This is a genomic window from bacterium (genome assembly GCA_016789445.1).
Classification (GTDB): Bacteria; Patescibacteriota; Minisyncoccia; order Phycocordibacterales; family UBA2100; genus UBA10103.
In genome coordinates, this window is record JAEUQT010000003.1 from 102,962 (window position 1) to 126,835 (window position 23,874).

At 55.7% G+C, this 23,874-nt stretch carries 36 protein-coding genes; 10 read left to right on the forward strand and 26 right to left on the reverse strand.

Going from position 1 to position 23,874, the window contains the following annotated elements:
- Positions 1 to 99: 99 nt before the first annotated feature.
- Entirely contained in the window at positions 100 to 444 is a 345-nt protein-coding gene (locus JNK62_04230) for a hypothetical protein (protein MBL8158712.1), read from the forward strand.
- A 178-nt stretch (positions 445 to 622) separates the two neighbouring features.
- Positions 623 to 835: a hypothetical protein gene (locus tag JNK62_04235; protein ID MBL8158713.1), complete on the forward strand. Its 213-nt coding sequence runs from the start codon at positions 623 to 625 to the stop codon at positions 833 to 835.
- Between the two features lie 123 nt (positions 836 to 958).
- On the opposite strand, the gene JNK62_04240 is transcribed toward JNK62_04235, so the two are convergent.
- From JNK62_04240 to JNK62_04250, 3 genes are all read right to left on the reverse strand, one after another.
- Complete coding sequence (locus JNK62_04240; protein MBL8158714.1) at positions 959 to 2,185, reverse strand: aminopeptidase; 1,227 nt, start codon at positions 2,183 to 2,185, stop codon at positions 959 to 961.
- Between the two features lie 41 nt (positions 2,186 to 2,226).
- Positions 2,227 to 3,276, reverse strand: a complete 1,050-nt coding sequence (locus tag JNK62_04245; GenBank protein MBL8158715.1) for an AI-2E family transporter — start codon at positions 3,274 to 3,276, stop codon at positions 2,227 to 2,229.
- A 108-nt stretch (positions 3,277 to 3,384) separates the two neighbouring features.
- A complete protein-coding gene (locus tag JNK62_04250; protein MBL8158716.1) occupies positions 3,385 to 4,581 on the reverse strand; it encodes a hypothetical protein in 1,197 nt (398 codons plus the stop codon).
- 110 nt (positions 4,582 to 4,691) lie between these two features.
- Between JNK62_04250 and JNK62_04255 the strand changes: the two genes are divergently transcribed.
- A complete protein-coding gene (locus tag JNK62_04255) occupies positions 4,692 to 5,057 on the forward strand; it encodes a diacylglycerol kinase family protein (protein ID MBL8158717.1) in 366 nt (121 codons plus the stop codon).
- A complete protein-coding gene (locus tag JNK62_04260; protein MBL8158718.1) occupies positions 5,044 to 5,595 on the forward strand; it encodes a phosphatase PAP2 family protein in 552 nt (183 codons plus the stop codon). Before JNK62_04255 ends, JNK62_04260 begins: the two co-directional genes overlap by 14 nt.
- Here JNK62_04260 and JNK62_04265 read toward each other — a convergent pair.
- From JNK62_04265 to JNK62_04280, 4 genes are all read right to left on the reverse strand, one after another.
- Positions 5,573 to 6,790: an MFS transporter gene (locus tag JNK62_04265; GenBank protein MBL8158719.1), complete on the reverse strand. Its 1,218-nt coding sequence runs from the start codon at positions 6,788 to 6,790 to the stop codon at positions 5,573 to 5,575. The genes JNK62_04260 and JNK62_04265 overlap by 23 nt on opposite strands.
- Positions 6,791 to 7,025: 235 nt before the next feature.
- Positions 7,026 to 7,862 carry a hypothetical protein gene (locus tag JNK62_04270; protein ID MBL8158720.1) on the reverse strand — a complete coding sequence of 279 codons (837 nt, stop codon included), beginning with the start codon at positions 7,860 to 7,862 and terminating at the stop codon, positions 7,026 to 7,028.
- 519 nt (positions 7,863 to 8,381) lie between these two features.
- Positions 8,382 to 9,011, reverse strand: coding sequence for a DUF1211 domain-containing protein (locus tag JNK62_04275; protein MBL8158721.1), 630 nt, complete (start codon positions 9,009 to 9,011; stop codon positions 8,382 to 8,384).
- Between the two features lie 154 nt (positions 9,012 to 9,165).
- Positions 9,166 to 9,690 carry a M48 family metallopeptidase gene (locus tag JNK62_04280; protein MBL8158722.1) on the reverse strand — a complete coding sequence of 175 codons (525 nt, stop codon included), beginning with the start codon at positions 9,688 to 9,690 and terminating at the stop codon, positions 9,166 to 9,168.
- A gap of 74 nt (positions 9,691 to 9,764) precedes the next feature.
- Here JNK62_04280 and purB point away from each other — a divergent pair, with 74 nt between their 5' ends.
- Positions 9,765 to 11,165, forward strand: a complete 1,401-nt coding sequence (gene purB, locus JNK62_04285; protein MBL8158723.1) for an adenylosuccinate lyase — start codon at positions 9,765 to 9,767, stop codon at positions 11,163 to 11,165.
- Positions 11,166 to 11,184: 19 nt separating this feature from the next.
- Here the strand turns inward: purB and JNK62_04290 are convergent, their stop codons facing one another.
- The 4 genes from JNK62_04290 to JNK62_04305 form a co-directional block, all read right to left on the reverse strand.
- Complete coding sequence (locus JNK62_04290; GenBank protein ID MBL8158724.1) at positions 11,185 to 11,523, reverse strand: TfoX/Sxy family protein; 339 nt, start codon at positions 11,521 to 11,523, stop codon at positions 11,185 to 11,187.
- 14 nt (positions 11,524 to 11,537) lie between these two features.
- Positions 11,538 to 12,116, reverse strand: a complete 579-nt coding sequence (locus JNK62_04295) for a peptidylprolyl isomerase (protein ID MBL8158725.1) — start codon at positions 12,114 to 12,116, stop codon at positions 11,538 to 11,540.
- Positions 12,117 to 12,266: 150 nt separating this feature from the next.
- On the reverse strand, positions 12,267 to 12,431 hold the full coding sequence (locus JNK62_04300; protein MBL8158726.1) for a hypothetical protein: 165 nt from the start codon (positions 12,429 to 12,431) through the stop codon (positions 12,267 to 12,269).
- Positions 12,432 to 12,466: 35 nt separating this feature from the next.
- Positions 12,467 to 13,309, reverse strand: coding sequence for a hypothetical protein (locus JNK62_04305; protein ID MBL8158727.1), 843 nt, complete (start codon positions 13,307 to 13,309; stop codon positions 12,467 to 12,469).
- Positions 13,310 to 13,683: 374 nt separating this feature from the next.
- Between JNK62_04305 and JNK62_04310 the strand changes: the two genes are divergently transcribed.
- The 3 genes from JNK62_04310 (at position 13,684) to JNK62_04320 (ending at position 14,561) form a co-directional block, all read left to right on the forward strand.
- Positions 13,684 to 13,971 carry a hypothetical protein gene (locus JNK62_04310; GenBank protein ID MBL8158728.1) on the forward strand — a complete coding sequence of 96 codons (288 nt, stop codon included), beginning with the start codon at positions 13,684 to 13,686 and terminating at the stop codon, positions 13,969 to 13,971.
- A gap of 99 nt (positions 13,972 to 14,070) precedes the next feature.
- Positions 14,071 to 14,262, forward strand: coding sequence for a hypothetical protein (locus JNK62_04315; GenBank protein ID MBL8158729.1), 192 nt, complete (start codon positions 14,071 to 14,073; stop codon positions 14,260 to 14,262).
- Between the two features lie 101 nt (positions 14,263 to 14,363).
- On the forward strand, positions 14,364 to 14,561 hold the full coding sequence (locus tag JNK62_04320) for a hypothetical protein (protein MBL8158730.1): 198 nt from the start codon (positions 14,364 to 14,366) through the stop codon (positions 14,559 to 14,561).
- Positions 14,562 to 14,597: 36 nt separating this feature from the next.
- Here JNK62_04320 and JNK62_04325 read toward each other — a convergent pair whose 3' ends face one another.
- From JNK62_04325 to JNK62_04360, 8 genes are all read right to left on the reverse strand, one after another.
- On the reverse strand, positions 14,598 to 15,056 hold the full coding sequence (locus tag JNK62_04325; protein MBL8158731.1) for an SRPBCC domain-containing protein: 459 nt from the start codon (positions 15,054 to 15,056) through the stop codon (positions 14,598 to 14,600).
- 96 nt (positions 15,057 to 15,152) lie between these two features.
- On the reverse strand, positions 15,153 to 15,422 hold the full coding sequence (locus JNK62_04330) for a hypothetical protein (GenBank protein MBL8158732.1): 270 nt from the start codon (positions 15,420 to 15,422) through the stop codon (positions 15,153 to 15,155).
- 58 nt (positions 15,423 to 15,480) lie between these two features.
- A complete protein-coding gene (locus tag JNK62_04335; protein MBL8158733.1) occupies positions 15,481 to 15,987 on the reverse strand; it encodes a hypothetical protein in 507 nt (168 codons plus the stop codon).
- Positions 15,988 to 16,021: 34 nt separating this feature from the next.
- The gene (locus JNK62_04340) at positions 16,022 to 16,513 is read right to left on the reverse strand and encodes an MgtC/SapB family protein (GenBank protein MBL8158734.1); all 492 of its coding nucleotides are present in this window, start codon (positions 16,511 to 16,513) and stop codon (positions 16,022 to 16,024) included.
- 66 nt (positions 16,514 to 16,579) lie between these two features.
- Positions 16,580 to 17,620 (reverse strand): ParB/RepB/Spo0J family partition protein, encoded by a 1,041-nt coding sequence (locus JNK62_04345; protein ID MBL8158735.1) that lies wholly within the window; start codon positions 17,618 to 17,620, stop codon positions 16,580 to 16,582.
- A gap of 105 nt (positions 17,621 to 17,725) precedes the next feature.
- Positions 17,726 to 18,583, reverse strand: a complete 858-nt coding sequence (locus JNK62_04350; protein ID MBL8158736.1) for a hypothetical protein — start codon at positions 18,581 to 18,583, stop codon at positions 17,726 to 17,728.
- A 108-nt stretch (positions 18,584 to 18,691) separates the two neighbouring features.
- Complete coding sequence (locus JNK62_04355) at positions 18,692 to 19,066, reverse strand: hypothetical protein (protein ID MBL8158737.1); 375 nt, start codon at positions 19,064 to 19,066, stop codon at positions 18,692 to 18,694.
- A gap of 61 nt (positions 19,067 to 19,127) precedes the next feature.
- Positions 19,128 to 19,526 carry a response regulator gene (locus tag JNK62_04360; protein MBL8158738.1) on the reverse strand — a complete coding sequence of 133 codons (399 nt, stop codon included), beginning with the start codon at positions 19,524 to 19,526 and terminating at the stop codon, positions 19,128 to 19,130.
- A 102-nt stretch (positions 19,527 to 19,628) separates the two neighbouring features.
- On the opposite strand from JNK62_04360, the gene JNK62_04365 reads away from it, so the two are divergent.
- Positions 19,629 to 19,871, forward strand: coding sequence for a hypothetical protein (locus JNK62_04365; GenBank protein ID MBL8158739.1), 243 nt, complete (start codon positions 19,629 to 19,631; stop codon positions 19,869 to 19,871).
- Between the two features lie 415 nt (positions 19,872 to 20,286).
- Here JNK62_04365 and JNK62_04370 read toward each other — a convergent pair whose 3' ends face one another.
- Complete coding sequence (locus JNK62_04370) at positions 20,287 to 20,976, reverse strand: hypothetical protein (GenBank protein ID MBL8158740.1); 690 nt, start codon at positions 20,974 to 20,976, stop codon at positions 20,287 to 20,289.
- A gap of 81 nt (positions 20,977 to 21,057) precedes the next feature.
- Here JNK62_04370 and JNK62_04375 point away from each other — a divergent pair, with 81 nt between their 5' ends.
- Complete coding sequence (locus JNK62_04375; protein MBL8158741.1) at positions 21,058 to 21,696, forward strand: hypothetical protein; 639 nt, start codon at positions 21,058 to 21,060, stop codon at positions 21,694 to 21,696.
- Between the two features lie 14 nt (positions 21,697 to 21,710).
- Here the strand turns inward: JNK62_04375 and JNK62_04380 are convergent, their stop codons facing one another.
- Genes JNK62_04380 through JNK62_04405 form a run of 6 tightly spaced genes read right to left on the reverse strand, consistent with a single transcriptional unit; the run spans position 21,711 to position 23,834 of the window.
- Entirely contained in the window at positions 21,711 to 22,193 is a 483-nt protein-coding gene (locus JNK62_04380; GenBank protein MBL8158742.1) for a VOC family protein, read from the reverse strand.
- A 10-nt stretch (positions 22,194 to 22,203) separates the two neighbouring features.
- Entirely contained in the window at positions 22,204 to 22,491 is a 288-nt protein-coding gene (locus tag JNK62_04385; GenBank protein MBL8158743.1) for a type II toxin-antitoxin system YafQ family toxin, read from the reverse strand.
- 7 nt (positions 22,492 to 22,498) lie between these two features.
- Complete coding sequence (locus tag JNK62_04390; GenBank protein ID MBL8158744.1) at positions 22,499 to 22,747, reverse strand: type II toxin-antitoxin system RelB/DinJ family antitoxin; 249 nt, start codon at positions 22,745 to 22,747, stop codon at positions 22,499 to 22,501.
- Positions 22,748 to 22,805: 58 nt separating this feature from the next.
- On the reverse strand, positions 22,806 to 23,267 hold the full coding sequence (locus tag JNK62_04395) for a hypothetical protein (protein MBL8158745.1): 462 nt from the start codon (positions 23,265 to 23,267) through the stop codon (positions 22,806 to 22,808).
- A 12-nt stretch (positions 23,268 to 23,279) separates the two neighbouring features.
- The gene (locus JNK62_04400) at positions 23,280 to 23,531 is read right to left on the reverse strand and encodes a hypothetical protein (GenBank protein ID MBL8158746.1); all 252 of its coding nucleotides are present in this window, start codon (positions 23,529 to 23,531) and stop codon (positions 23,280 to 23,282) included.
- A gap of 33 nt (positions 23,532 to 23,564) precedes the next feature.
- Entirely contained in the window at positions 23,565 to 23,834 is a 270-nt protein-coding gene (locus tag JNK62_04405; protein MBL8158747.1) for a hypothetical protein, read from the reverse strand.
- Positions 23,835 to 23,874 lie beyond the last annotated feature (40 nt).

A 23,874-nucleotide genomic window follows, 5' to 3' on the forward strand; every position in this document is an offset into this window, starting at 1 on the left:
CCGCTCCGCAAGGGGCGGCTTTTTCTTGTCAGAACGGGCTCATTGCGTTCCGGTATGGAAGTGGCAGACTTGCGGCAGTCAGGGAGAAAGGAGGCAGATATGCCCATACGCCTGATGGGGACGAGCATGGCGATCGCCCTGCTCGTGTTCACTGCTCCGGCATACGCGGACTTCACGTGCGCGAATCCGAAACGGAAGCTTGATGCGAAGATCTTCGGTGTCGACGTCAGTTGTCCCGAATGCATCGAGGCACGGGTGTTCTTCTATCGCGAAGGCATCCCGTTCCGGGATTTCGATGCCGGCGATCCCGATGTGTGGAAACGCCTACGGGACGGGCCCGGACGCGGACAGATGCCCGCGATCCAAGTATGTGGCGAATGGTTCTTCGGATTCACCGAGGATACCGCCGCGCAGATACTGAGACTCTTCCCGCACACCGTCTGAGAGCGGCCGCCCGAGAGGACGGCCGCTTGTTTTTATGTTGTGGATAAGTCGCATTCTTTACAAATGAAGATGCGGGTGTACTTTTAGGAAAGCGACGTTCGGAATCTCTCCGGAGGTCGCTTGTACTTTTTTGATACGAAAGGAGTAAACAATGTTGGAACTCCTGCTTATTGTTGCCATGTGTGGACCGACTGATCGCATCAACGATCATGCCCGCCAGATTCGCTGCAGAGAACGCGAGGTCTCTCTTATCGGAGCCGATGAGAACATGACCCAGATGCAGTGCTTGATGGTCGCACCGATGGTCATCGCGCAATGGATCGACGAGCATCCCAAGTGGGTGCAGCGTCGTTGGCTCTGCCGTCCGGCGGGACAAGTCGCGAAGATCTAGGCTGGAGGCCTACCATGGAGGAAACAACGACTTACGACTAAAGGGCCGCGACGCAACGACGCCACGGCCCTTTGGATTGAATCCCGCCTTCTGGCGGTTTTCTTATTTCAGACTAGAGAACGACTATAAGACAAACTGGCCGTCGTCGTAGATGACTTTCGTGGAGCCATCCTTCAGATGTGCCGTTACGGTGCGCTTCGTCGTCGAGATGATGTCGGTGTGGACGGATGAATCGTTGTAGCCGAGTTTTTCCGCCATCTTCTTGGTGAAGGTCTTGTGGTTGCCGGCGTAGGTATCCTTGTAGCTCATGCCGACCGCGAGGTGCGTGTTGCCCTGACGGCCGCCCATGTTCTCGTCGAAGAGCGTCTCCGCCATGAACTTGGTGATGCGCGAGTGGCGTCGATCGGTGAGCGAGTATTCGCCCATCTTGTCGGCGTCTTTCGTCGCGATCATCTGCTTGAGAAGCTTCTCATTGGTCTCGGCGGTCGCTTTGACGACCTTGCCGTTCTTCCACCAGAGTTGTATCCCGGTGATCTTCGCGCCATAGCGATAGAGCGGCTGGTTGAAACGGATCCAACCGTTGGTGCCGCGCCAATCCGGCGAGGTGAAGATCTCGAAAGACGGGATGTTGCGGCCTGAGCCTGCGAGCCACTGACGCTTCTCGCCGAGCGTGATCCAGAGATCAGCGTCCTCGCCTTGTACGTGGAGCTTATCGATCTTCGGTGAGAGCTTGTTGAGACGGCTGCGGTACTTCTCGATGTCCTTGTAGACGTTCTTCCATTCCTTGATCGGATCTGCCTTGTCGAGGAAGCAGGCCTTGATGATTTCTCCCCAGTATTCTTCTTCGGTCAGTCCCGCTTCTTTTGCCATTGCGGGCGTGCCGTAGAGCGCGATGGTCCAGAAGAACTTGCCCTGCATCTCCTTCGCGTTTTCCCAATCGCGGAACGGCTTCCACGCGACGCCGCGACGCATGATCTTCTTCGGATCGATGCCTTCGAGTTCCTTCTTATCGTTCTCCGCGATGATGTGGACCGCATGGGTGATGGTATCCACGATGCCGCGGACGTACTTCTCCGGGAACCAGTCGAGCTGATGATCCTTCGCGAGCTTGTAGTAGTCGCGCGAGAAGGAATCCTCGCCCGGATGCGCATCGGGGATGTAGTTCACGATGCAGTGACCGCCGCTCTTCAGGACCGCGTTGCGGACGGCAAGGAGGAGCGGCTTCGCGCTCTCCGGTGCCGTGATCTGGACGACTTCGTTCTTCTTGATGCCTTTGCCGCCGCCGAGGGCGAAATTCACGAGGACATCTGCGTACTTATCAAGGATTTTCTTGTCGGGTGTGTAGGCCATTTCCAGAGCGTACTTCTGAATAGTGAATTTGTCGAGAAAGCCTACACGTTTCGTCGCTGTGCGATTTCGCTATAGATGGAAAGGAATGCGAAGAGAAGGCTGATGGAAAGGGGGCCGAGGAACAGGCCGATCGGACCGAAAAATGCGAGGCCGCCGAGGACTGAAAGCAGGACGAGGAGCGGGTGGAGATTCACTCCCCTGCCGATAAGCTGGGGACCCAAGAAGTTGTCGATCATGCCGACCGCTACGATACCCCAGATGGTGAGGCCGAGCGCAGAACCCGTGTGTCCGGTGAAGTACATAAAGAGGACGGTCGGTATGAATACCAATCCGGTGCCAAGACCCGGGATCAAGGCGGCGATGGCCGTCACCGTGCCCCAGAGGATGCTGTTGGGAACGCCGAAGATGGTGAAGCCGATTGCCGTGAGCGAGCCTTGGATGAGCGCGATGGTGAGGTTCCCCTTGATGATGGAATTCACCGCGAGCTCGAGCTTGTCGGCGATGCTTTCATCGTAGGTGTCTTTGAGCGGTGAGAGATGGACGAGCGTATTTTTCAGTTTGCGGCCATCACGAAGAAGGTAGTAGAGCGCGATGAAGAAGAGGAATGCTTTGAGGAGGATGCTCGCGACGCCGGATGCCGCCGTACCGATGTGCTGGATGATCCATTGGAGTGCGCCCTCCGCGTACTGTGAGATATTCGCAGGGATATCCTGCGTGAATCCGCTTGCGGCAGGCACGTAGCGTGCGACGACTCTTTCGAGATCGTTGGCCGCGGTCTGGATTTCTGCACGAGTATCCCTATCGGAGATCTGCGTGTAGAGACTGCGTGCTTCGATGCCGACCTGCGTTCCGATGATGGTGACGGGAACGAGAATGATGATGACGCTGATGAGGACCGTGATGAGCGAAGCGAGCGAGGGCCAGCGCGGGATGGTATGCAAAATGCGGCGATAGAGCGGATTCAGGATGACCGCGAAGACGAGGGCGAGGACCAAGGGCGCGAGGAACGGCTGGAAGATGAAATACGTGAGGACGAGCGCGCCGACAAGGAGCGCCAGAAGGAAGTACATGCCCAGATGCTGGGTGTGCATGCCGGAAGTATAGCAAAAAACCCCGCTCGACGCGGGGTTTTCATCATGGATGTTATTTCAAGACGTCCCAGATCTTCGGGTCTTGGTCCCGATCTTGTTTCAGGAGCATTACTTCAAGACATCCCAAATCTTCGGATCCTGGCCGCCATCGATCTTGAAGACGGAGACGCCGCGGATGCCGAGCTTCTTGGCGAGCGCGACTTTGTCGGCGATCGCTTGGGAGTCCTGCCACGTCACCATGCGATAGGTCAGGTTGGTGTTGTTGGAAGTGGTGAGCGCGGCTGCTGCGGAGGCGACGGAGTTGTACGCCTGCGCGGACTGCGGACGCGGGACGTTCAGCGCGCTGTCCTTCGGGAAGTACGTGAAGCCTAATTCCCCTCCGGCATTGCGGCCCGGCGTGATGTTGTATTCGTTGGCGAGATCCCAGCCGTACTGCGGATTGAAGGTCCAGAGGAGGTCGTACATGTGCTCGTTGTTCGCGTAGGTAGTGACGCTCCATTCGTAGCCGTAGGTCGGGATGCCGAGCATGATCTTATTCGCTGGAATGGTCTTCATCGCTTCCTTGATGGCTTTCTCTACCCACACGGTGTCGGAAACCGGACCGTAGGGCTCGGTGACTTCTGCCTCGCGTTTCTGGTCGATGGTCTGCTGGTCGTAGGTCATGAAGCGGACGCGATCGCAGTATTTCTTGAGCGCCTCGAAGTCGTTGGCGTATTTGCCTGCGTCGGCCGGCGTGTCGGTGCCGTAGTAACGATCGCTGAGCGGCGTGCGGCTCTCGACGGTGCACTGCACCCACTTGTTGCCCATTGCCGCGTAGAGCTCTTTGAGGAATTGCGAGAAATACGGACGCGTCTTCTCGTACTTACCCTCGTAGTCGATGTCGATGCCGTCGAAATTATTGACCTTCACCTCGTCGACGATCATGGCGATGTGCTTCTTGCGGAGCGTCGGATCGGAAAGGACGGTATGCATCGCATCGGCGTTGGACCACATCACCGTCGGGATGTAGCGGATGTTCTTCTTCTTGGCCTCAGCCTGGAGCGTCGTCCATGGTTCCACTGAGATAGCGGCAGCATCCCAGAGCGTGCCGTCGTTCTGGACGGTATAGCCGAAGGGATTCACCTCTTTGAACGTATCAAGATGAGCGAGTGTCTCGCGGGTGGAGGTGGCTGCACGCCAGTATGGGAGCCAGCCGGAGATCTCGAATTTCGAGGACCACGTGGCGGCGGAGGCCGGTGTTGGAAGTACAACAAAGAGTGCCCCGATAAGGAGCATGGGAACCGAGGCGAGTGCGGTGTTCTTCATAGTTGAAATCTTTACCCTACACTTCAAAAGACGCAGGAGATTCATTTACATTACCGGATATTCCCAGATGAACAAGGAAGAACGTGGAAAACGGCGATATAATCGCTCTAATGCTGTACAAATGGTGGCCGAATCTGCGGTATGCCGTTTTGGGGATGGAGATCGCGTGGCGGAACGAGCCGCACTTCCGCTCGCACGTAATCGCAAGCGCCGCGCTCATCGTTCTTTCCTTCATCTTGAACATCTCAGCGTTGGAATTCGCGGTCATCGTGCTCTCGTGCGGATTCGTGATCGCGATCGAGGTGTTGAATACCGCGCTGGAGGAACTCTGCGACAAGCATACGAAGGAACACGATCCGCATATCGCGCGTATCAAGGATCTGGCGGCGGCGGCGGTTTTGATTTCATCGATCTTCGCGGCAATCGCACAGGCGGTGATCTTCCTCCCGTACATCATCCACTATGTTTCCCGTTGATCTCTCCGTTGCGGCTTCCCTTGCAGCGGCGCGGACTGACGGGCTGACCGCGTTCTTCGCGACGATAACGAATCTCGGCGAGGTGTGGTTCTGCATCTTTGCCGCATCGCTGATCTGCCTCTTCCTGTATGCGGCGCGGCAGCAGAAATTCGTGCCGGAGCTGTTGGTCATATCGCTTGGAAGCGCGGCGACGGTGTGGGCACTCAAGATCTTCTTCGCGCTTCCGCGCCCATCTGATCCTATCGCGCTCATGACGATCGATTCGTTCTCATTCCCGAGCGGACACGCAGCTGCAGCGGCTACGCTCTACGGATTTCTCTTGTGGATGATGCTTGGCACGGGAACGACGGATCGCGTGCGTACGCTCGCTGCCGGTATCTTCTTCATGATCATCGTACTCGTCGGTTTCTCTCGTATGTATCTGGGCGTGCATTATCTCAGCGATGTCATCGCCGGATATGTGATCGGATTCGTGTGGGTCATGATCGGCGTCTCACTCGCCCGATCGAAGAAGTTTACGCGGTTTTTCGCGCGTTAAAGAGTACGAACCACGCCGAGAGGACGAGGATGCTTCCGGCGATGAACGGTGCGGCGATACCGATGACTCCGGATGCGACGCCGGCGATAAGCGGGATGGAGCCCTGCGCGAATGCCTGCAAAGAGCCGCTGATGCCGAGTGCGGCGCCTTGCCGGTCGACCGAGACGCTCTTGGAGACGAGTGACTGGAGATTCGCCATCGTGAAGCCGACCGGAATCGCGATGAACGGCATGATGAAATAGAACGCAAGGAGCGAAGGCAGGAACGGGTATGCCGCTAGGACCGCGGCGATGGCGATGAAGGTCACGCGCAGGATCGAACGCTCGTTGAAGCGGGGAGCTATGAGTCGCAACAGGACGAGCTGTGTGAAGACCATCCATGCGCCGATGGCACCGAAGTATGTCCCTACTGCGGCTTCCGAGACACCGAACCGCTGCACGAGAAGGACGCCGGTGAAGGAGGTCATGAACGCGAAGCCGGACATATAGAGAAGGACCGTGAGGTAGACCGGTCGCGCATCGACGTCATTGAATGCCGCGCGGAGGTTGCGGATGCCTTTGAGGAGGGAGAATCTGTGGCGCACTTCCGCGCTCACCTGACGCGTCTCCGGCAGCATGTAGGCGACGAAAAGCAGATTGATGATACCGAGCGCTCCGGCGAGCCAGAACGGCGAGGCGGCATCCTGCGTGACGCCGGCGATCCAGCCGCCGAGAACGGGTCCCAAGATGAATCCCGTGCCGAATGCCGCGCCCATGAGACCGAAATTCTTTGCGCGGTCCTGTGGTTCCGTCACGTCGGCGATGGTCGCCTGTGCGATCGAGAAATTCGCCGCCGCGAGACCGGCGATGGCACGCGCGAAGAGGATGAGGCCGACGCTGGCGATCGCGATACCGAACCCGAAGACGACTTGGGAGATCGCGAGGACGCCCACGCCGAGCATGAGCAATCTCTTACGACCATAGACGTCGGAGAGTTCGCCCAAGACCGGTGCCGCGATGAATTGCATGAGGCCGAAAAGCGACGTGACGAGGCCGGCGATGAGGAACTGCATGCCCTGCGAATAGCCATGCAGCATGAACGAGTGCGATGCCGGATCGGTAAAGAGGATTGGGATGATCGGAAAGACCATACTGGTCCCGATCATGTCGAGCAGCAAGGTGAAGAAAAGGATCGGGAGTACGTATTTGCGTCGCATATACAAAGCCGGCAGCGCCGGCGAGAGTGCAGTATAGCAAACCGCCCTACGCGAAGCGGCCGAGGCTTTCGCCTCGGCCGCTTCTTCGGCTTATTCAGCCGCCTTTTCCTCCGCGTCTTCCGACGGCGTCGGCTTCACTTCCGGATCGTCACTCATACTCATTATGCAAATTACGCTCTGCTAATGACGACCGTATCAATTGTCTGCCTCTCAGCAGATGAAGTCAAATCGAGGACTACGGCGTGTACACTTCTTCGATCATGATCACCTGGTTGTTTTTCACTGTCACGTTGTAGGGAAGCTTGTTCCAGTGCTGGGAATGGTCGTTGATGAGTGCGGCGAATTCATTCGTGCGGATCGACTGTCGTTTGATGCCGCTTTCCCCCGCATTCCACGTGAGCATGTAGATCGTGAGGTTCGGTGCGAGCGGGATGGTTACCGGCTTCGCATCAGCGTTGCCGATGTAGAAATCGTTCGGGAGACACTCGCTGCGCGTCTCCTCGGTGCAAATACCTGCGGCGATCGCTGCATCTTCCCCTGCAGCTCCCGTCATCCACTGCGCATCATCGAACTGGAGTGTGCTGGACGCGGTATCGAACGAACGGATGTAGCCGAAGTCGATGGCGAAAAGGGTCTGGAAGTTGCCGCGGGATCCTCCGCCTTCAGCAGTTCCCTCTTCGATCTCACCTACTTTGATGAGTGCACGCCCCCCGTCGCTGAAGACACCGATCTCCGTGCCAGCGCCTGCCCACCAGCAGATCGCTCCCGCGAATTCGCCCTGATCGCTGAGGAGTTGCCATTCGGACGCCGTGATGTCGAAGCAGCTGCCGTCCATGGTGCCGATGACGTAGGAGGTGCCGCCATTATTGAGGGTGACGTTCGTCTTCGGGATGCCGTCACTCTCCCCCATCGGGTCGAATTGCCACTGCCACTGTGCGCTGCTATCGGTGGTGGTCGCGAAGACGTTTTCGGCGTCCACGTTGGAATCACGGGATTGCGGGACGACGACGAAGCCCCACCAGAGGCTGATTCCTATGATAAGAAGGCCGACAAAGCCCAGAAATCGATACATAGGGGCATCCTAGGATAAAGCCGCTTCCGGCACAACCACACGTAGTTGCGTCTCCTGTCGCGCTGGTTATATACTTGCGCCACCTTCGTATTCCCTGCGAAGGTGACGTTGATCATAAGGGGCGTCTCCGAGGGGCACCGGTATATCTAATATCCGGTGCCCTTTTTCTTTTGGTACACTGTAGGGAGTCTTGGTCTTTCGCCGCTCGCATCCACACTGCGACGGCACGGTTGAGATTGATCAGCGGGTTTATTTCCCACTGACAAAAGCGGACACTTCCACGTGTCCGCTTTTCTTTTTGTAGGCGGACTTGTGGTCACACATCATTTCCTGCTGGAAATGTGCGCGATCGCACGTAAATCGCTGCTGCGATTTCGTGCGATCCCGGCTCGGGCCAGCCCTGCGCCCTTGCGAAAGCGCACTGCGCTTTCTCACCCGCCTCGGCGCCGAGCGCCTCCGGCCTTGCGAAGCAACGCTTCGCTCGCTTCTCACGCTTTTTTTGTGCTCTTTGGAATCCTCTTATTTGCCCGCGAGCTTGATACCGGAGACCTGCTCGAGCTTCGTCATGAGGCCCGGCGTTGAGTTGAACACGATCGGAAAGGCGAAGAAGAAGAGCGCCGCAGGAATGGAGATGGTCGTGAGAAGAAGCCCGAAAAAGGTAATCATCGGCGTGAGATAGATGCGGGCGCGCACGAGCGCGATCGTGTGTGCATCGTTGTGTCCGGTCTTCACCTCATTTGATGAGAGCGCGTACTCGAAGAGCGCGACCACGATGATACCGAGAACGAGCACATTAAGACCGTAGAGCTGCGCAGCTATCGGGAATTCCATGTAGCGGCCGAGCATGTGGGCGGAAAACGGAATGAGCGCGAGGAATCCGAGAAAGAGCGCGTTGATAAGGGCGAGCGGACGATTCACCGTCTTCACGAGTGTGCCAAAAAAGACGCTATGCGTGATCCAGAACATGATGATGACCGCGAACGAGATCGCGTAACCGATAAGCAGCGGTCCGAAATCGGAAAGGATGTGGATGAGTTCCGCTTCGGTGTTAGAGCTGATCTTGTCGGGAACGAGCAATTCGATGACGAGAAGCGTGAGGATGATGGCAAATGTTCCGTCGGAGAGGGCTTCGATGCGGCTTTTCGTCATGCGGATATCGTACCGTGATGTTGCTCCAGGACCAGTCGGTATCCCCACATGCCTGTGCCGTCGCTGTCCGTGCCTGCTGGCACAGCGCTCACTCTCGGCCCGTCGGCCTGCGAGAGACGGCACATGCATGCGGAGCTACCTCCTCCTTCGCGATTTACCTAGGTAGATACTTCCGTAACTCAAGCCGCTGTTTTTTGTAGTTAGGAAGAGCTCTCTCGACGAGCGCCCAGAATTGCGGTCCGTGGTTGTGTTCCTTGAGATGACAGAGCTCGTGGACGACGACGTAATCGGCCAGTTCGCGAGGCAGAAAGAGAAGCGTGTACGAGAAATTGAGATTCCCCTTTCTTGAGCAGCTGCCCCACAAGCGCTTCGTGTTCTTTATCGAGACCCGCTGATACGGGTGATCGTAGAACTGGTTCCAATATTCGAGACGCTCATGGATGAAGGCGCGCGCTTCTTCTTTGTGTTTGAGATATGCCCTGCGGCCGCTCACGGGAAGAGATTTGAAATCACGCATCCGCGCAACGCTACGCTCGATCCATGATCGATGGCCGCTGAGAAAGCGGTTGATGGAACTCTGCGACATCCACAGCGGCGCTGTCAGGATGACAACGCCGCCTGGTTGGACCTGGAGGCGCATGGTGCGGGCCCTGTTTGATCGCTTCAGCGTGATTTCCACCTCTCTATTGTAGCTGATTGCCCCTCAGGGGCTTTCTTGCTAGGTTTCCTGCAGTCTGTACACAGGAGGAAAACATGTCAGACGCACTCACGGCGCTCTGTCCGTTGGACGGGCGCTATCAGAAGACTGGCGCGAAGCTCGCGAAATACTTCAGTGAGCAGGCGCTCATCTTGTATCGCCTACGGGTGATGCATCGCTGGCTCGTAACGCTCGTCGGACAGAGAGGCGTTCCAACGCCGGAACTTACCGCCGAACAGCACGAGAAACTGACAGACCTCGGCAACTCGTTCGAGGCCGCGGACTGCGTGATCGTGAAGAAGATCGAGACCGAAGGCTACGGCGCCTACAAGCGCACGAACCACGACGTGAAAGCATGCGAGTTCTACCTTCGAATCCTCTTGGAAGATGCAGGGCTCGGTATGCTCTGCGAATGGGTGCACTTCAGCTGTACGTCGGAAGACGTGAACAACGTCGCGTACATGCTTATGCTGCACCGCGGCGTCAGTATCCTTGTGGATAGCACAACGGCTATCAGCGAGGAAATCACGATCATGAGTTCGGACCATGCAGGGCTGGCAATGCTCGCCCGGACGCATGGGCAACCGGCGACGCCGACTACTTTCGGCAAGGAGATGAGCGTCTTCGAACGACGTATCGACCTCCTTATCACCCGCCTCATGGACGTGCGTATCAGCGTCAAATGGAACGGCGCCAGCGGCAATTACAATGCGGCGAACGCTGCACTTCCACATATCGCGTGGCAGACGCTCGCGGAAGGCTTCTGCACGATGATCGTCGAGAAAAATGAGCGCATCGACTTCAATACTCACACGACGCAGATCGAACCGCATGACAGCTATGCGGAGTTGTTCGATCTCCTGACGCAACTCAACACGGTCCTCATCGGTTTCAACCAGGACATCTGGCGGTATGTAAGCGATGACTGGCTCGTGCAGAAAGCAGTCGAGGGCGAAGTGGGATCATCGGCGATGCCACACAAGGTGAACCCCATCGACTTCGAGAATGCCGAGGGTAACCTCGGTATCGCGAACGCGCTCTTGGGACACATGGCGCGCAAGCTTCCGATATCGCGCCTCCAGCGCGATCTCTCGGACTCGACGGTGGAGCGGAACTTCGGTATGGCGTTGGGCTACTGCCTCCTGGGATACGAAGCTATCCTGCGGGGGTTACGTAAACTATCTCCCAACGAGGCGAAGATTGGTGCGGCGCTTGCGGAACATCCGGAGGTGCTGACCGAGGCCTACCAGACGATCCTACGGAGCGTGAACTATCCGAATGCGTACGATGCCCTCAAAGGACTCGCCCGCGGAAAGAAGATCACACTCGAGGATCTGCATGCTTTCGTGCATTCACTGGATGTACCGCAATTCGTGAAGCAGCAAATGCTTGCGCTGACGCCCGAAACATATCTCGGGATCGCACCCGAACTGGCGAGACAGAAGTTGTTCACCTAGAAAATGACCCGCGGCCAGACTATCGGCTGCGGGTTTTCTTTTTCGCTTTCTTCTTCGGTGTGGGGACGTGTTCGGCAGTGATGCGGATGAGATCGGAAAGCCACTCGCGGTCATCAAGAAGGTCTTCATCGATGCGCATCGAGGGTTTCGCGCCGGGATACGCGGCGTCTTCTTCATAGTAGGTGCCGACGAATTTCTTCCCTTCGACGGTGATCTTCACGAACAGCGTGTCATCACACACAAGGGCGATGACTTTGCCTTTTGCATAGAGTGCATATTCACCGAACATCTTACGCGCGGTTACATTCTCGCCGACTTGGTCGAGAATATAATCTACGGTGGATTGTTTGGTAGCCATACCGGCCTGCTTCGCTACTTCACCGAGATGCTTTCGATGATCATCGGCTGGACCGGGCGGTCGTTGGCACCCGTCTGCGCTGCTTCGATCTTCGCGACGACGTCCATGCCGGCCGTCACTTTGCCGAAGACGGTGTGTTTGCCGTCGAGGAAGTTGTTGGCGGCCACGTTGATGAAGAACTGGCTGCCGTTGGTGTTCGGGCCCGCGTTCGCCATCGAGATGGTGCCGATTTCGTTCTTGTTGTTGGCATGGATCTCATCCGCGAACTGGTAGCCTGGGCCGCCGGTTCCCCAGCGTGCCTGCATCGCCTCATCCTTTGAAAGCGGATCGCCGCCCTGGATCATGAACCCTTTGATGACGCGGTGGAACTTAGTGCCGTTATAAAAACCTTCCTGCGCGAGCTTGGTGAAGTTCGCGACCGTGTTCGGTGCGTCGGTACCGAGGAATTCGATGGTAATGTCGCCCTGATTCGTGTGAAGCGTTGCCTGCATAGCTTTCTGGATATTAGTACTAGTAGTAGATGTGCTGGTAACCGGCTGCGTTCCAGCCGCTGCGCCCGTCTGCGCGCCGCGTGCGGCTGCGAACTGATCCATAAAACTCGCAGTCATCGAATCGACGTTCCCGCCCGTGGCCGTGGCATCCGAGCCCGAAAAGAGCCAGACGCCGCCTGCCGCGAGAGCGACGACGAAGACGCCCGCTACGATCGCATTCTGCATTGCGGGAGTATATCAAACGTGAACGGACTAGCCCAAAAGCGGACTCACGTGTACGCCCAGATAATAGGGCCACACGATAAGCGCCAAGACTCCCTTCCAGAACGAAAGCTGGAGGTAGCCGATGGTAAACAGCCAACCCGCGAACCAGACGCCGCCCGAGAACGTGTGATTCTCGATCTTTATCTTTTCCATCTATCAAGTATACGCCTGCCTGCAGGCGAGCAAGACTACGCGGTGCGTAACTCGCTATGCTGTGGAATGCAGTCTCTGCAGCAGATGACTTTAAGTGACGGCTTCTGGCTGTCGTCGCTGTAGAAATCCTCGCTCGCTGTGCCGCAGTAGGTGCACTTCCCGACGACTTCGCGCTTGGCGACGGAGACGACGTCGGTCGTCATGCGGTTGTCGAAAACGAAAAGCGTGCCCTTGAAGCGTGCCCCAGGATACTTCTGCATGTAGGTGTGGATACCGTCTTTCAATTGATGGATGTCCTCGAAGCCTTCTTTCTTGAGAAGACAGGTCGCCTTCTCGCAGCGGATGCCACCGGTGCAGACGGCGACGACTTTCTTTTTCTTGAGATGCTTGATCGCGTCGATCTTCTCCGGCAGGTCGCGGAAGTTGCGCAGGTTCGGGTGTTCGGTCTTCTCGAAATATCCTGCTTCGATCTCGTAGTCGTTGCGCAGATCCAAGACGACGAAATCTTCGCCGCTCTCGTAGAGCTGGTGCAGTTCGTCGGCGGACATCTGCGCGGCGGTTTCCTTGGCGACGTCGAATTTTCCGGCACCGAGGGTGACGATCTCGTTGCGGACGCGGATGTCGAGCGAACGGAATGCCTGGCCTGTACCAGCGCTTTCCTTGAACGGCATGTTTTTGAAAAGTTCGCTCTCGCCCATCGCCTTCTTGTAGGCGCTGATAGCATCGTTGGTGCCTTCGAGCGTGCCGTTGATACCTTCGGTGGCAATGAGGATGCGGCCCTTGAGGCCGAGCTGTTCGCAGAGAGATCGCTGTGCATCGCGAACCACTTCCGGATTCGCGATGTCGACGAAGCTATAGAAAAGGATGACCGTATGCATGGGATTTCAGACTAGCACTATTTGGCGGGAGTAAAAAGAAATACCCCTTGGCGCGCGTACGGGGTGTCGCTACGCCAAGGGGCCCGTGCTCCTCCACATACGTGGGCTAGACGCAAACTCGCGGAGGGACGCCCACTCTAGCTCTGGCCGCTGTGGGATGCAAGGCTACCTACCGCACGAGGCTGACGATGGAATTCGCGAACGAAAGAATGAGATTCAGGATGGTGATGAAGAAATTGATGGTGAGCGTAAGAAGCTGCATCAGGAAGTCGATGATCATCTGGATGAGGGCCATAGCGGAAGTGTAGCATTATTGCTATTGGATAGTACATGTGGTATAATGATGCCAGTGTGAACAACTCAGTAGGTGTGAAATGGCAGAAATCAAGACGGGCGCGGAGAATGTCGGCTCCCTCCTTCTTCAGTACGAGAAACGCCGCGGAGTCGTCATCGACTCCCTTCCCGAGCCCGTACGAGAAGCAGTCGTGAGACAGATCGCTCGCAACCTCATCATCCTCGCGGACATGCAACTCATCGCGCTCGAGAGCCCCAGTCCTATGGAGACCCTCAAGAAGATCGATTCGATCATGGATCAGATGAAGCAAGAGATCGGCCCCCTGCAACGACCGTCGTCCCGACCGACCAACAAGAAGCATCACTGAATCGCGGCCGCGCCCGTTGGGACGCGGCCGCTTTTTTTCGGATCCGCTTGTGTTCTTCTGCTGCTTCGGTTCAAATGAATGCAGACGAAGGAGGTATCCATGGAAAAGATACAGGAATCGGCATTAGTCGGCGTGAAGATCTATCCTCACGCCACCTATATCGGCATCTATCGTCGCGAGACCTATGATGACGGCACGATCAGCAGTCTCGAGATGAAAGACAGCAGGGAGCACCGCTGGATCCATCGAGGCAATCCTGAAAAGATAATCTCTCGTCTCTCGCGTCGCTGACGCGCTGCGGCCTCGCTTTCGCGAGGCCGCTTTTCTTTTGACTTGCAGATACTGGAGACATAGGCCAATCTACAGCCAGACGTGAAATGGAGGAGGAACGCATGTTCACGCGTATACGCAATCTCTGGAAGCGCCTCGAAGACTACCGGAATACGCCCCGCACGATCGGATCGGAGTACACGTCGCACATCCTCGGGGTGAGCGGCAACTTATGGACGGTTGAGTTGTGTCGGGACGGCGTCCCCTACCGTCGGATGCAGGTGCATTCGATCTCGAACCTCCTGCGGCGATATGAATGAAAGACCGAGCGGCGGCCCTCCGGGCCGCCGCCTTTTTTATTGCTCTGAAATGCGTTTGAGTTCCGCGAGTGCCTTCTGCCACATCTCCGCGAACATCGCCGCGTATTCTTCCGCGATATCCATCGATACCTCGAACTCGGTACCCCCGTCTTTCTCGGTGAGCGTGTATGCCTCGATTGCGGGAGTCCATTTTTTTACCTCTTCGCTCGTCGTATCTTCGACACCGTCTTTGATCATGCCGAAGTGTTCGAACGCGATGTGTTCCGGCTTGCGGCTTTCCTTCACATGCGAGAGCATGCCGCCTTCCTTGCCGGTCTCCGGATCAGGACCGGTGAATTTCACGACGGAACCGACCGCGTTCCAATCTCCCTCATATCGTGAGCCACCCTCGTTAAACGGCTTCGTCCATGCGGTATAGGTCGCCGGGGTACTCATTACCTCCCACACCTTTTCGCGCGGTGCGTTGATGTGAATGGATTGTTGCAGTTTTTGCATACGCTAAAAAATGATGAGCGGTTATTTTTTAAGGATACGTACAATGTAGCAAAGCCGTATGAAGAACACCCTTCCGCACGGGCGGAAGGGTGTCGGTTACGCGTGTTCGACGAGCGTATCCACCAGGAGCTTCTGGAGCTCCTCGGGGGAAACTTCGCGTATCTCCATGTGCTGCGCCGGCCATCTGAATCCTCTGATCCGCGGACGGATATGTTGGTTCCAGAAAATATCCTTAGCCGCAGATTCACTCTTGGCGCCGATAAGGCGTGCGAGTGAGATGGTATGCAGTGCGGGCACCGTGAAGATATAGAACGAGCGGCGGCTGCGCATACGGCATACCGATCCGCTGCAGAGATAGATCGGCATGTAGCACCTCGCTTTCTGCCGCATTGATTAGACGGCCAAGCGGGACCGGTGTCAACGCTTACGATGTATACACGCCGCCGCTTCCCGATGCCGCTGCCTGATTGATATAGAGCTGCAAGTAGTACATCGCAAAGATGAGAAGCGGTAGTAATTCTTTTTCGCTGCCTTCGAATATCTCGATCGTGCCCGGCTTGAAGTAGCCGCCGAGGCGGACGTGCGCGATTTTCCTCTCTCCTTTTGAGAGCGTGAATCCGGAATACCATGTCTGTGGCTTCCATGCGTATTCAGCACCACCGTAGGAAAGCGTGGTGTTGCCCCACCAATCTTTCGGCTCGGCGCTGCCGACGCTCTGCCCTGAGGCGTCCGTCATGACGGCGCGGCGCAGATCCCACATGCTTTTCGGCGCGAAAAGGTATTTCTTTCCGTACACCTCGCCTTCCGCCTTGTTGGACCATGCGCTTACCATCACGAGATTGCCCGCCTTCCCGTGCGACGCGTCACGAAGTTCGCGGCGTGGATTCCAGAACGATGGCTTCTCGATCGTGAACGCCGGTCGGGAGTTCATGCATTCATCCTAGCACCTCGCTTTGTTTTGACTATCAGTCGTCGGCATCGATGAATTGCACCGGATCTTCCCCGTTCTGTGCGGCTTCCTGTTTGAATTCCTTGCGCTTTTTCGGGTGGAAATGCGGGATACGCGGGATGGCGATGGAGGCGAGGCCTGCGATGATCGCGATCACGTGATAGCCGAAGCCGAGCGACATGCCAATGGCTCCCGCAAACCAGATGCTCGCGGCAGTGGTGAGGTTCTTCACGTTGGCACCGTCTTTGAGGATGAGACCTGCCCCGAGGAAGCCGATGCCCGAGACGATCTGCGCCGCGATGCGGGATTTCGATGCAGGATCCACCATCATCGAGAGGAAGGTGAAGAGCATCGCCCCGCAGATGACGAACGTGTGCGTGCTGATACCAGCATCTTTACCGCGTGATTCACGTTCAGCGCCAATGATGAATCCCATTGTGACCGCCACAGCGAGATTGAAGAGGAATTGGATCTCCGTCGGGCCGATAAGCGCTGAAAACATATCCATCTTTTATAGCATATGACGCTCACGCAAAAGAAAAGCGGGCATGCTTCGCATGCCCGCGTGAGTTTCCTACCTCCGACGCGTCTTTTTGCGCCTGAGTTCCTTCCGCATCGCGGCTACTGCCGAGACGTTCCGCCCGATCTGCTCCGCGATGTCCTCATCGCTGAGGGATTTGTCCTCGAGGAGCTTCACGTGACCAGCCGGCCACTCAGTACCGTGGCTTCGTGCCGTCGGCACGTTGCCGCTGCTCTTGCGGATGTTGATACCGAGCGAGACACGTCCACCGGCAGAAATCCGATCGCGGATTCGCCGCGAGGCTTCTTCCAGTTCGAGATGCACCTGCATCAGCCGTCCACGTTCTTCAGGCGTCATCTCTGCACTCTCGATGAGAGCGAACGCCTGCTCGACGCTTTGGCGGATGCCTGCAACACGCAGACGGTACTTCTGCACCGTCATCTCGCGCGGCTTCCCTGCCTGGCCGACATAGCGAGCCTGCCGTTCACGGATAAGCTGCGTTGTCTCACCGGCAGCAAGCCCTTGTCGCACGACTTCCTGTGCGACCGCGACCTGCTCTTCGCCGACGATGATGTTCGCGAGAACGACCGCCGTACTTGGCGCAAGAGAACCTTCCGCGACAAGATGCTGGACACTCGGAGCGAGATCGAGAAGCTTGAGCCGATTCCGAATATGCGAGACGTTTTTACTTAACCGCTTCGCGATATCCGACGGCTGCAACCCGTACTCCTGGAAGAGCCAGAGGTACGCATTCGCTTCTTCGAGAGGATCGAGTTCTTCACGCTGCACGTTTTCCGCAAGCGCGAGAACGACGATATCGCACGGACTTGAGACGTCGACGATCACGCACGGGATCACGGTGAAGCCGCCGGCTCTCGCAGCCCGAAGGCGTCGAGAACCTGCAACGAGGGTGTAGTACCCGTCACCACGCTCCGACACGATCACGGCCTGCATGAGGCCGTCGCGCATCGATCCTGCCAGCTCGAGAAGCGCCTCTTCCGAGTACTTCTTGCGCGGCAGGTACGGATCTTCGATGATCCGATCGAGCGCGATGTCACGTAAGTTCCTGCCGACGAACGGCACGATTTCCGCCATTAGTTCCTCCTTTCTGTGCTGAAGGTGACCAAAGACCTTCTGTTTGCATACAACCATTACACTATAGGCGTGTCAAACAAAAGACCGCACCTCGAAAGGTGCGGTCTAATTCTCCTGATCCGAGCTCCTCAGGAAGGGTCGAAGGTGCTTGATGCGACGCTTGGTCTGCCAGACTTTGATGACGGTATCGTAGGGTATGCCCGCTTTCTCGACGGCATTCTCCCAGGTCCCGAAATAACGATACCCGGCCTCCAGCAAGGGACTATCCTCTATCTCCATGTCTCCATGACTCAGAGAATAGCCCGCACGCGCACGCGCACGAATGGAAACGATAACGAGCTTCTTAGACCAATACCGCACGATCCATCCTTTCTTGACGCGATCATACGTAAATCCAGTAGCTTCGATCACCGCCTTCCAACTGCCTTTGAAATGCCGCATCCCCGCCAGATAGAGCGCCTCGTCATCTTTGCGTACCGCGCCGATGTTGAGATCACGACCTGACGCTGCGCGCTCACGCATACGCTCGACGACAAGGGCTTTCGACCAGTACGGCTTCGGTTTTGGAAGTCTTTTTCGTACCTCCGCATACGAAAAGCCGCTCGCCTCGATTGCCTTTTCCAAACTGCCTTCGAACTGACGAAGCGCCATCGATAACAGCGCAGGCTCCTCTCGACGCAGGTCTTTCGAACTGATCGACTTGCCGCTTGCGTGTCGATCTTGGATGCGTCGGATGACTTCAGCTCGACGATCGATTGGCCTTTTGACTTTTCTTCGTCGAGGAAGATCAGTGGCACGCGTAATACGCACAGCTTTCTTCCATCCTTCCGGAAAGAATCGCTGTACGGTCTTCAGCAGTGCAGGATCGCTATTGAGCACATCCAGATACCGCATGGAGAGCCCTGTCTCGATTCGTCGCCGAATGCGATTCATCGCGACCCGACGCGTGATTCGTCGTGTCATTTCCTACCTCCTTTCTTTTGGCTTTCGCCTCTGATCGGACAATACAACGATTCGAGATGGACGTCAAAACATGAAAAAAGCGGGCATCCGGAGGATGCCCGCAGGTATTCATTCTTCTTCAACGCCGCAGATCGCGATGTACTCCTTGAGGATGGCGCGCATCTCGGTGGCCGGATAGCCGCCGACCTTGGTCGATCCATCGTCGCTTTTGCAGACGCGCGCTGCCCTGTCGTTCTTCGCGATGATGCCTTCGACCAGCGTCAGTCGTTTGCGGGCGATCGGCAGCATCTTCGTGCATTCGACGAAGTAGTTGAAGTCGAAGCTCGTCGCATCCGCGCCGAGCACCGTCTTCACTTCCGCGGCAAACCAGTGCCGCTCTTGGTCCTGCGCATCATGTACGCGCGCGATCGCATCCGTACAATCGTCGGCCCATGCGGTCGTGATCATGAGCGAGACCGCCGCCGCTACTGCCATGCGAATCATGTCCGTACCTCCGTGTGGTTGAACCGAGGTGATTCAACCACGCCTGCATAGGCGGAGCAAGCTATCCGCGCTTGGCGATGAGTTCGTCGACCGCCGCGACGATCTCCGAGGGGATGTACTGCGCTTTCTGCAGATACGCATCCATACCCAACTCGGCGAGACGTTCTTTCGCACCTTCGCGGCCTTCGTTGGTGAGCGCGACTTTGATCGCTCGCTTGGCCAGGCCCTCTTTGGTGACGGCTTCGACGAATTCGTAGCCACTGCGACTATCCGGCATGGTGACGTCGAAAAGAATCACATCTGGTTCGTACTGGCCGCTGCGCAGCAAGTCGAGCGCGTTGTCAGCTTTGTAGTAGGTGGCCACTTCATACCCGCGCTTCTCGAATGCGAGTTTGTACATCTCGAGGAGGAACGCTTCATCGTCGAGCATCAGGACTTTGGGCTTCATTTCTCCATTCATGTACCAAATTATATATTGTCAGATGCTTTTTTCGATACAGTCCGGAATTGACATATGCTATAAATCGAAGTATAAAATATACAGGTTGCACGGAGTGAACAAATGACACAGCAATCGGTGGATCCCGAACGGAAAGCGACTCCTATCGCATCGGGATCAATGGCCATCGCTTTAGCTTCAATTCGCAATGCAGAAGCATATTTGCGCTGGCAAGGAGCACAGTGGGTTATTGCACTCAATCTCTCGGCATTCGTCGCTCTTCTCTATCGCCTTTTAGCTAAGCCCGATATTGCAGAGATAATCGTACTTGCTATAGGCTGTATAGGCGTCGCATCACTCGATTAGGAGTGGTATAGCGTGGTGCGAAGAAACGGCCGTCTCTTCGATTTCTGGAATCGGAAATTTGAAGAGCACGAACGACTGAACGGAATCGATGGAGGAATTACGGTGTTTACAGCACCGGAATACCATAATCTTTCAGGTTCGCGTGAACGTCTGCAAAGACGACTTGAACGGATCTCGGTAATATTCGTTGTTGGGTGGTCTGCTGGTGCTATAGTGTTTATAACTCTTGCATTCGTCGCCTTGAAAGGAGGTTCATGATGAAATCGCATGAGATCTTTGCGGTTACGGTCGGAACAATTGGCGTTCTTCTGATGTTTGTGACCCCTGCGCTAATCAGCGCATGGAATCAGTGGAAGGAACGCAAGGATCGTTAACCCACTTCTTCAGCCAGCTTCAATCGAAGCTGGCTTTTTTCTTATCCAAGAAGTCCCCAGCCAGTTGATTCGCCTCGATCTTTCGCGCAGAGGAGCTTGAGGGTCCTCCCTTCCTTTACAAATCGGAGGCCGCTTTGGATTTTGCACTTCGCGCAGCGGCCTTTGGCCTTCTCCCATGCCGCCGCTTTGGCGGCGGCCCCGAGGTAGCGTTCTTCTTCAAGCGCCGCGTCTTTGTCGCGGCGCGCTCGGTCGGCGGGCAGTAGAGAGAATTTGAAAATCTTGCGGCCGTTTTCGGTCACACCCGCCGCATCCACGAGATCAAAGATGCCTTTGTCGAACCACACGCCTGGATCGAGCTTCTCATACACCTGTATCTGGAGCGGCTCTTTGCGTACGCCGTCCTTGAAGGCGTTCGCCGCTTTATAGAATTTCCCGTTCTCGGTCAGCTTGTCGCCGCCATACATGAGGAGCTGGTCGTTCGATTTCCCTTGCGTTTCTTTCGTCGTCGAATCGTGTCCCTCGAAGGAATAGATCTGCTTTTTCGGATTCCATTCGTCGCGGAACTCGCCATCGTCTTTCTGCAGGACGAGGAAGACGCTCAGGAGTTCTCCCTGATGGCGGAAGTTCATGCTCTTCTGCAGCATGATGCCCTCGCGCTCCATCAGCTCGTTGGCCGAGAGGATAGACGTCGCGCGTTGTGGCATGTGCACATCGCCTAAGAAATTGGACATCGGCACAGCGTATCACTCATGTAAGCATGTTGCTAAAACAATCTTTCATTGTATAATGATTACAGATGAAAGGAGGTTCCTATGCGTCATCTTACGAAACACGCGCGTGAGCGCATCCTGCTTCGTACGGAATTGAAGCCTGAGAATGTATTGCAGCTAATCAATGACAGTGCCGCAATCAGTTTGGGCAAAGGTGAAATCTTCGAATACCTGCTCTTTTTCTCCCCTTTCGACCTCTGCTGCAAGATCGCGGTTGTGAGTCATGATTGGGGAAATATCGTGTCTGTTTGGGACGAAGATTTCGATCTACCTGAAGGGATACTTGTGCCGACCGAACGCGACCGTTACAAGGCCAAGAAACTCTATCAAGCATTCACGTTCCGCCGTATCGGTGAAAGACAGCAAACGGCGGAAGGTCTGCCTTATTATTCGGCAACGATCGATGTCGTAGTCGAGGCCAAGACTGTCTATTCGCACGCTGCCGGTGAAATCACGCGTTCTCAAGGCACATTCAAGAAAGAATGCATCAAAGCAATCTGGAAAGAATTGTCGACGCTTGCTAGCATCACTGAAGAGAATCGCGACAAGCTCCACGGATTCGTGCAATACCAGATCTCACTTAAGGCATTGAACGGCATTCAGGACTTCAAGCGCTACGCTATCTCTCATAAAAAGGTCCTCCGAAAAGGAAGACCGATCACTCGACAGGCTGCCGAATAGGCAGCCTGTTTTCTTTAAAACTCTGCGTCGGCTTCGGCCAAAAGTGCATCCAGATCCAAGGGGAGCGAGGTCATCTCCACCATACCGTCGTTGGATACCTTCCACTCACCTTTCGGGCGGTCGGCATATATCTCCACGCCGTTATTGTCCGGATCACGCAGATAGATGGCTTCGGAGACGCCGTGGTCGGCTGCGCCTTCGATCGGATAGCCCGCATTGGCGATGCGCTTCAGCGTGTTCGCGAGGGATTTCCGGTCGGGATACAGGAACGCGACGTGATACATGCCCGCGTATCCCGGCGGCGCCGGCTTCACGCCTTCTCCGTTCCACGTGTTCAGTCCGATGTGATGGTGGTAGCCGCCGGCGGAGAGGAAGACGGCGCTCGTGCCATACTTCGCCGTAACCGCGAACCCCAAGAGGTCGCGATAGAACGCTACCGAGCGTTCGAGGTCGGCGACCGTGAGATGGATGTGTCCGACGATGGGGTGGGTGCTCATATTCTTAAGATTATCCGAAAAGTTCTGAATGGCTGCCAATGTCTATGAGCACCAATATCAAGACTTCGTTTCTCACTTCGTACACCAACAAGAGATCACCTTTGATATGACATTCGCGATATCGCTTTACATCCCCAGTCAGCTGATGGTCTCGATACGATGCCGGCAGCGACTTGCGCGCAGCGAGAGACAGAATCACATCTTCGAGCTTTTTCATCAGGGCAGGTTTCAATGTCCCGGATTTCTTCAGTTTCCGGAACGATCGTTCGAACTGTTGCGTTCTGACGACGCCGTACATGCGAGCATTATAGCCCCTTCAACGCATCGCGCGCGCTATACACTTTCCCCTTCTTCAGAGCATCAGCAACTTCCTTGTCCCATTTCGCTGCTATCGAAGCCATGTTTTTCGTAGGAGTGAATGGCAATCCTTTTTCAAGAGCGACCTGATGGAGAAATATTTTCACACCCGATGACAAATCGAGACCGACATCACGCAATACCTTGCTTGCCGCTTTCTTGGTTTTCTCTTCGATCCGAATGTTAAGCGTAGTCATATGTAGAAAGTATATACATTGTATACACATTGTCAATACACTCACATATTACATACGACTAGAATACCACTATCGTTTCAAAATTGGTGACGGGCGGCGTGTAATCGGGAGAGGTTTCTTCGAAGGTGCGCTTTTGGACGAGATACTTCCCATCCTGCGCGACGATCTTAAAATAGTGCCCGAGACCTGCGTAGTAGCAGATGATCTGATCGGATTTCGGATACACGTCGTCGTCCGGTGATGGATACGTATTGCAGGTGCCATCGACGGTGTCGATCTCCTTCGTGCGCGAAGTGCCGTCGAAATACATGGCGCGCAGCGTGATCTTCGTGCGCGGGATCTCCCCGCTCTCGTCGGTCGAGTAGCTCCAACTGAATGTCGGCTCCCCGTGCGGCACTTCCTCTCCCTGAATCACCGGCTCAACCGCCACATCCACCACAGGCCAGAACGCGTTATATCCCGCAATCACGACAACTGCAGCAACCACGAATGCGAGGAGGTATCTGAGTGCTGTGGGCATATGGAGGCTCATTTAATCACCTTTCTCACCAAGCTGCTCATCGATGCTGGTCGCGGCCTCCTTAACGTCTTCCAATTCCGAACGTATATCCTCCATCTGGCTGCTTAGCTCACCCTCCTCCTGTTCGATCTTAGCTTCAATCAATTCGAGCTTTTCCATCACATCCGCATGTTGCGATTCTTGCGCGTCAATCAGCTTTTCCATGAGCTCGGAGAGCGCGTCAACATCCTGACGGAGCTTCTTGATCTCGGGATTATCGAACATGGCTATAGTATGTACCTTTTATAATTTAAAGTCTTATTTTTGCTCCCCTCCATCTTCGCCGAATAAATGATCCCCAAAAATTGGTCTCGTACGTGGATTCTTAAAAACGGACGTTGGATCTTTATCCTCTTCTACAGTTAGGAGAAAGAGGCCTCCGGTATCGAGAAGAAAACCATTCATGTGCTCCTCGATTACTCTCTTACCTACAGCATCAGATGCCGTCTTTTTGTCGGGAGCTTCGAGAAAATAGTGCCATAGCACCGTTCCTTCAGTCGGGTGAATGATTTCGGCATAGAATTTCATAAGTTCATGCTGGCACAAATGCTTGGAAAGTATTGTATGC

Bases quoted from the DNA above. Each gene is read 5' to 3' on its own strand.
- JNK62_04230 (MBL8158712.1), top strand. From the start codon at position 100: ATGCCCATACGCCTGATGGGGACGAGCATGGCGATCGCCCTGCTCGTG.
- JNK62_04235 (MBL8158713.1), top strand. From the start codon at position 623: ATGTGTGGACCGACTGATCGCATCAACGATCATGCCCGCCAGATTCGC.
- JNK62_04240 (MBL8158714.1), bottom strand. From the start codon at position 2,185: ATGGCCTACACACCCGACAAGAAAATCCTTGATAAGTACGCAGATGTC.
- JNK62_04245 (MBL8158715.1), bottom strand. From the start codon at position 3,276: ATGCACACCCAGCATCTGGGCATGTACTTCCTTCTGGCGCTCCTTGTC.
- JNK62_04250 (MBL8158716.1), bottom strand. From the start codon at position 4,581: ATGAAGAACACCGCACTCGCCTCGGTTCCCATGCTCCTTATCGGGGCA.
- JNK62_04255 (MBL8158717.1), top strand. From the start codon at position 4,692: ATGCTGTACAAATGGTGGCCGAATCTGCGGTATGCCGTTTTGGGGATG.
- JNK62_04260 (MBL8158718.1), top strand. From the start codon at position 5,044: ATGTTTCCCGTTGATCTCTCCGTTGCGGCTTCCCTTGCAGCGGCGCGG.
- JNK62_04265 (MBL8158719.1), bottom strand. From the start codon at position 6,790: ATGCGACGCAAATACGTACTCCCGATCCTTTTCTTCACCTTGCTGCTC.
- JNK62_04270 (MBL8158720.1), bottom strand. From the start codon at position 7,862: ATGTATCGATTTCTGGGCTTTGTCGGCCTTCTTATCATAGGAATCAGC.
- JNK62_04275 (MBL8158721.1), bottom strand. From the start codon at position 9,011: ATGACGAAAAGCCGCATCGAAGCCCTCTCCGACGGAACATTTGCCATC.
- purB (MBL8158723.1), top strand. From the start codon at position 9,765: ATGTCAGACGCACTCACGGCGCTCTGTCCGTTGGACGGGCGCTATCAG.
- JNK62_04290 (MBL8158724.1), bottom strand. From the start codon at position 11,523: ATGGCTACCAAACAATCCACCGTAGATTATATTCTCGACCAAGTCGGC.
- JNK62_04295 (MBL8158725.1), bottom strand. From the start codon at position 12,116: ATGGATCAGTTCGCAGCCGCACGCGGCGCGCAGACGGGCGCAGCGGCT.
- JNK62_04300 (MBL8158726.1), bottom strand. From the start codon at position 12,431: ATGGAAAAGATAAAGATCGAGAATCACACGTTCTCGGGCGGCGTCTGG.
- JNK62_04305 (MBL8158727.1), bottom strand. From the start codon at position 13,309: ATGCATACGGTCATCCTTTTCTATAGCTTCGTCGACATCGCGAATCCG.
- JNK62_04310 (MBL8158728.1), top strand. From the start codon at position 13,684: ATGGCAGAAATCAAGACGGGCGCGGAGAATGTCGGCTCCCTCCTTCTT.
- JNK62_04315 (MBL8158729.1), top strand. From the start codon at position 14,071: ATGGAAAAGATACAGGAATCGGCATTAGTCGGCGTGAAGATCTATCCT.
- JNK62_04320 (MBL8158730.1), top strand. From the start codon at position 14,364: ATGTTCACGCGTATACGCAATCTCTGGAAGCGCCTCGAAGACTACCGG.
- JNK62_04325 (MBL8158731.1), bottom strand. From the start codon at position 15,056: ATGCAAAAACTGCAACAATCCATTCACATCAACGCACCGCGCGAAAAG.
- JNK62_04330 (MBL8158732.1), bottom strand. From the start codon at position 15,422: ATGCCGATCTATCTCTGCAGCGGATCGGTATGCCGTATGCGCAGCCGC.
- JNK62_04335 (MBL8158733.1), bottom strand. From the start codon at position 15,987: ATGAACTCCCGACCGGCGTTCACGATCGAGAAGCCATCGTTCTGGAAT.
- JNK62_04340 (MBL8158734.1), bottom strand. From the start codon at position 16,513: ATGGATATGTTTTCAGCGCTTATCGGCCCGACGGAGATCCAATTCCTC.
- JNK62_04345 (MBL8158735.1), bottom strand. From the start codon at position 17,620: ATGGCGGAAATCGTGCCGTTCGTCGGCAGGAACTTACGTGACATCGCG.
- JNK62_04350 (MBL8158736.1), bottom strand. From the start codon at position 18,583: ATGACACGACGAATCACGCGTCGGGTCGCGATGAATCGCATTCGGCGA.
- JNK62_04355 (MBL8158737.1), bottom strand. From the start codon at position 19,066: ATGATTCGCATGGCAGTAGCGGCGGCGGTCTCGCTCATGATCACGACC.
- JNK62_04360 (MBL8158738.1), bottom strand. From the start codon at position 19,526: ATGAATGGAGAAATGAAGCCCAAAGTCCTGATGCTCGACGATGAAGCG.
- JNK62_04365 (MBL8158739.1), top strand. From the start codon at position 19,629: ATGACACAGCAATCGGTGGATCCCGAACGGAAAGCGACTCCTATCGCA.
- JNK62_04370 (MBL8158740.1), bottom strand. From the start codon at position 20,976: ATGTCCAATTTCTTAGGCGATGTGCACATGCCACAACGCGCGACGTCT.
- JNK62_04375 (MBL8158741.1), top strand. From the start codon at position 21,058: ATGCGTCATCTTACGAAACACGCGCGTGAGCGCATCCTGCTTCGTACG.
- JNK62_04380 (MBL8158742.1), bottom strand. From the start codon at position 22,193: ATGAGCACCCACCCCATCGTCGGACACATCCATCTCACGGTCGCCGAC.
- JNK62_04385 (MBL8158743.1), bottom strand. From the start codon at position 22,491: ATGTACGGCGTCGTCAGAACGCAACAGTTCGAACGATCGTTCCGGAAA.
- JNK62_04390 (MBL8158744.1), bottom strand. From the start codon at position 22,747: ATGACTACGCTTAACATTCGGATCGAAGAGAAAACCAAGAAAGCGGCA.
- JNK62_04395 (MBL8158745.1), bottom strand. From the start codon at position 23,267: ATGCCCACAGCACTCAGATACCTCCTCGCATTCGTGGTTGCTGCAGTT.
- JNK62_04400 (MBL8158746.1), bottom strand. From the start codon at position 23,531: ATGTTCGATAATCCCGAGATCAAGAAGCTCCGTCAGGATGTTGACGCG.
- JNK62_04405 (MBL8158747.1), bottom strand. From the start codon at position 23,834: ATGAAATTCTATGCCGAAATCATTCACCCGACTGAAGGAACGGTGCTA.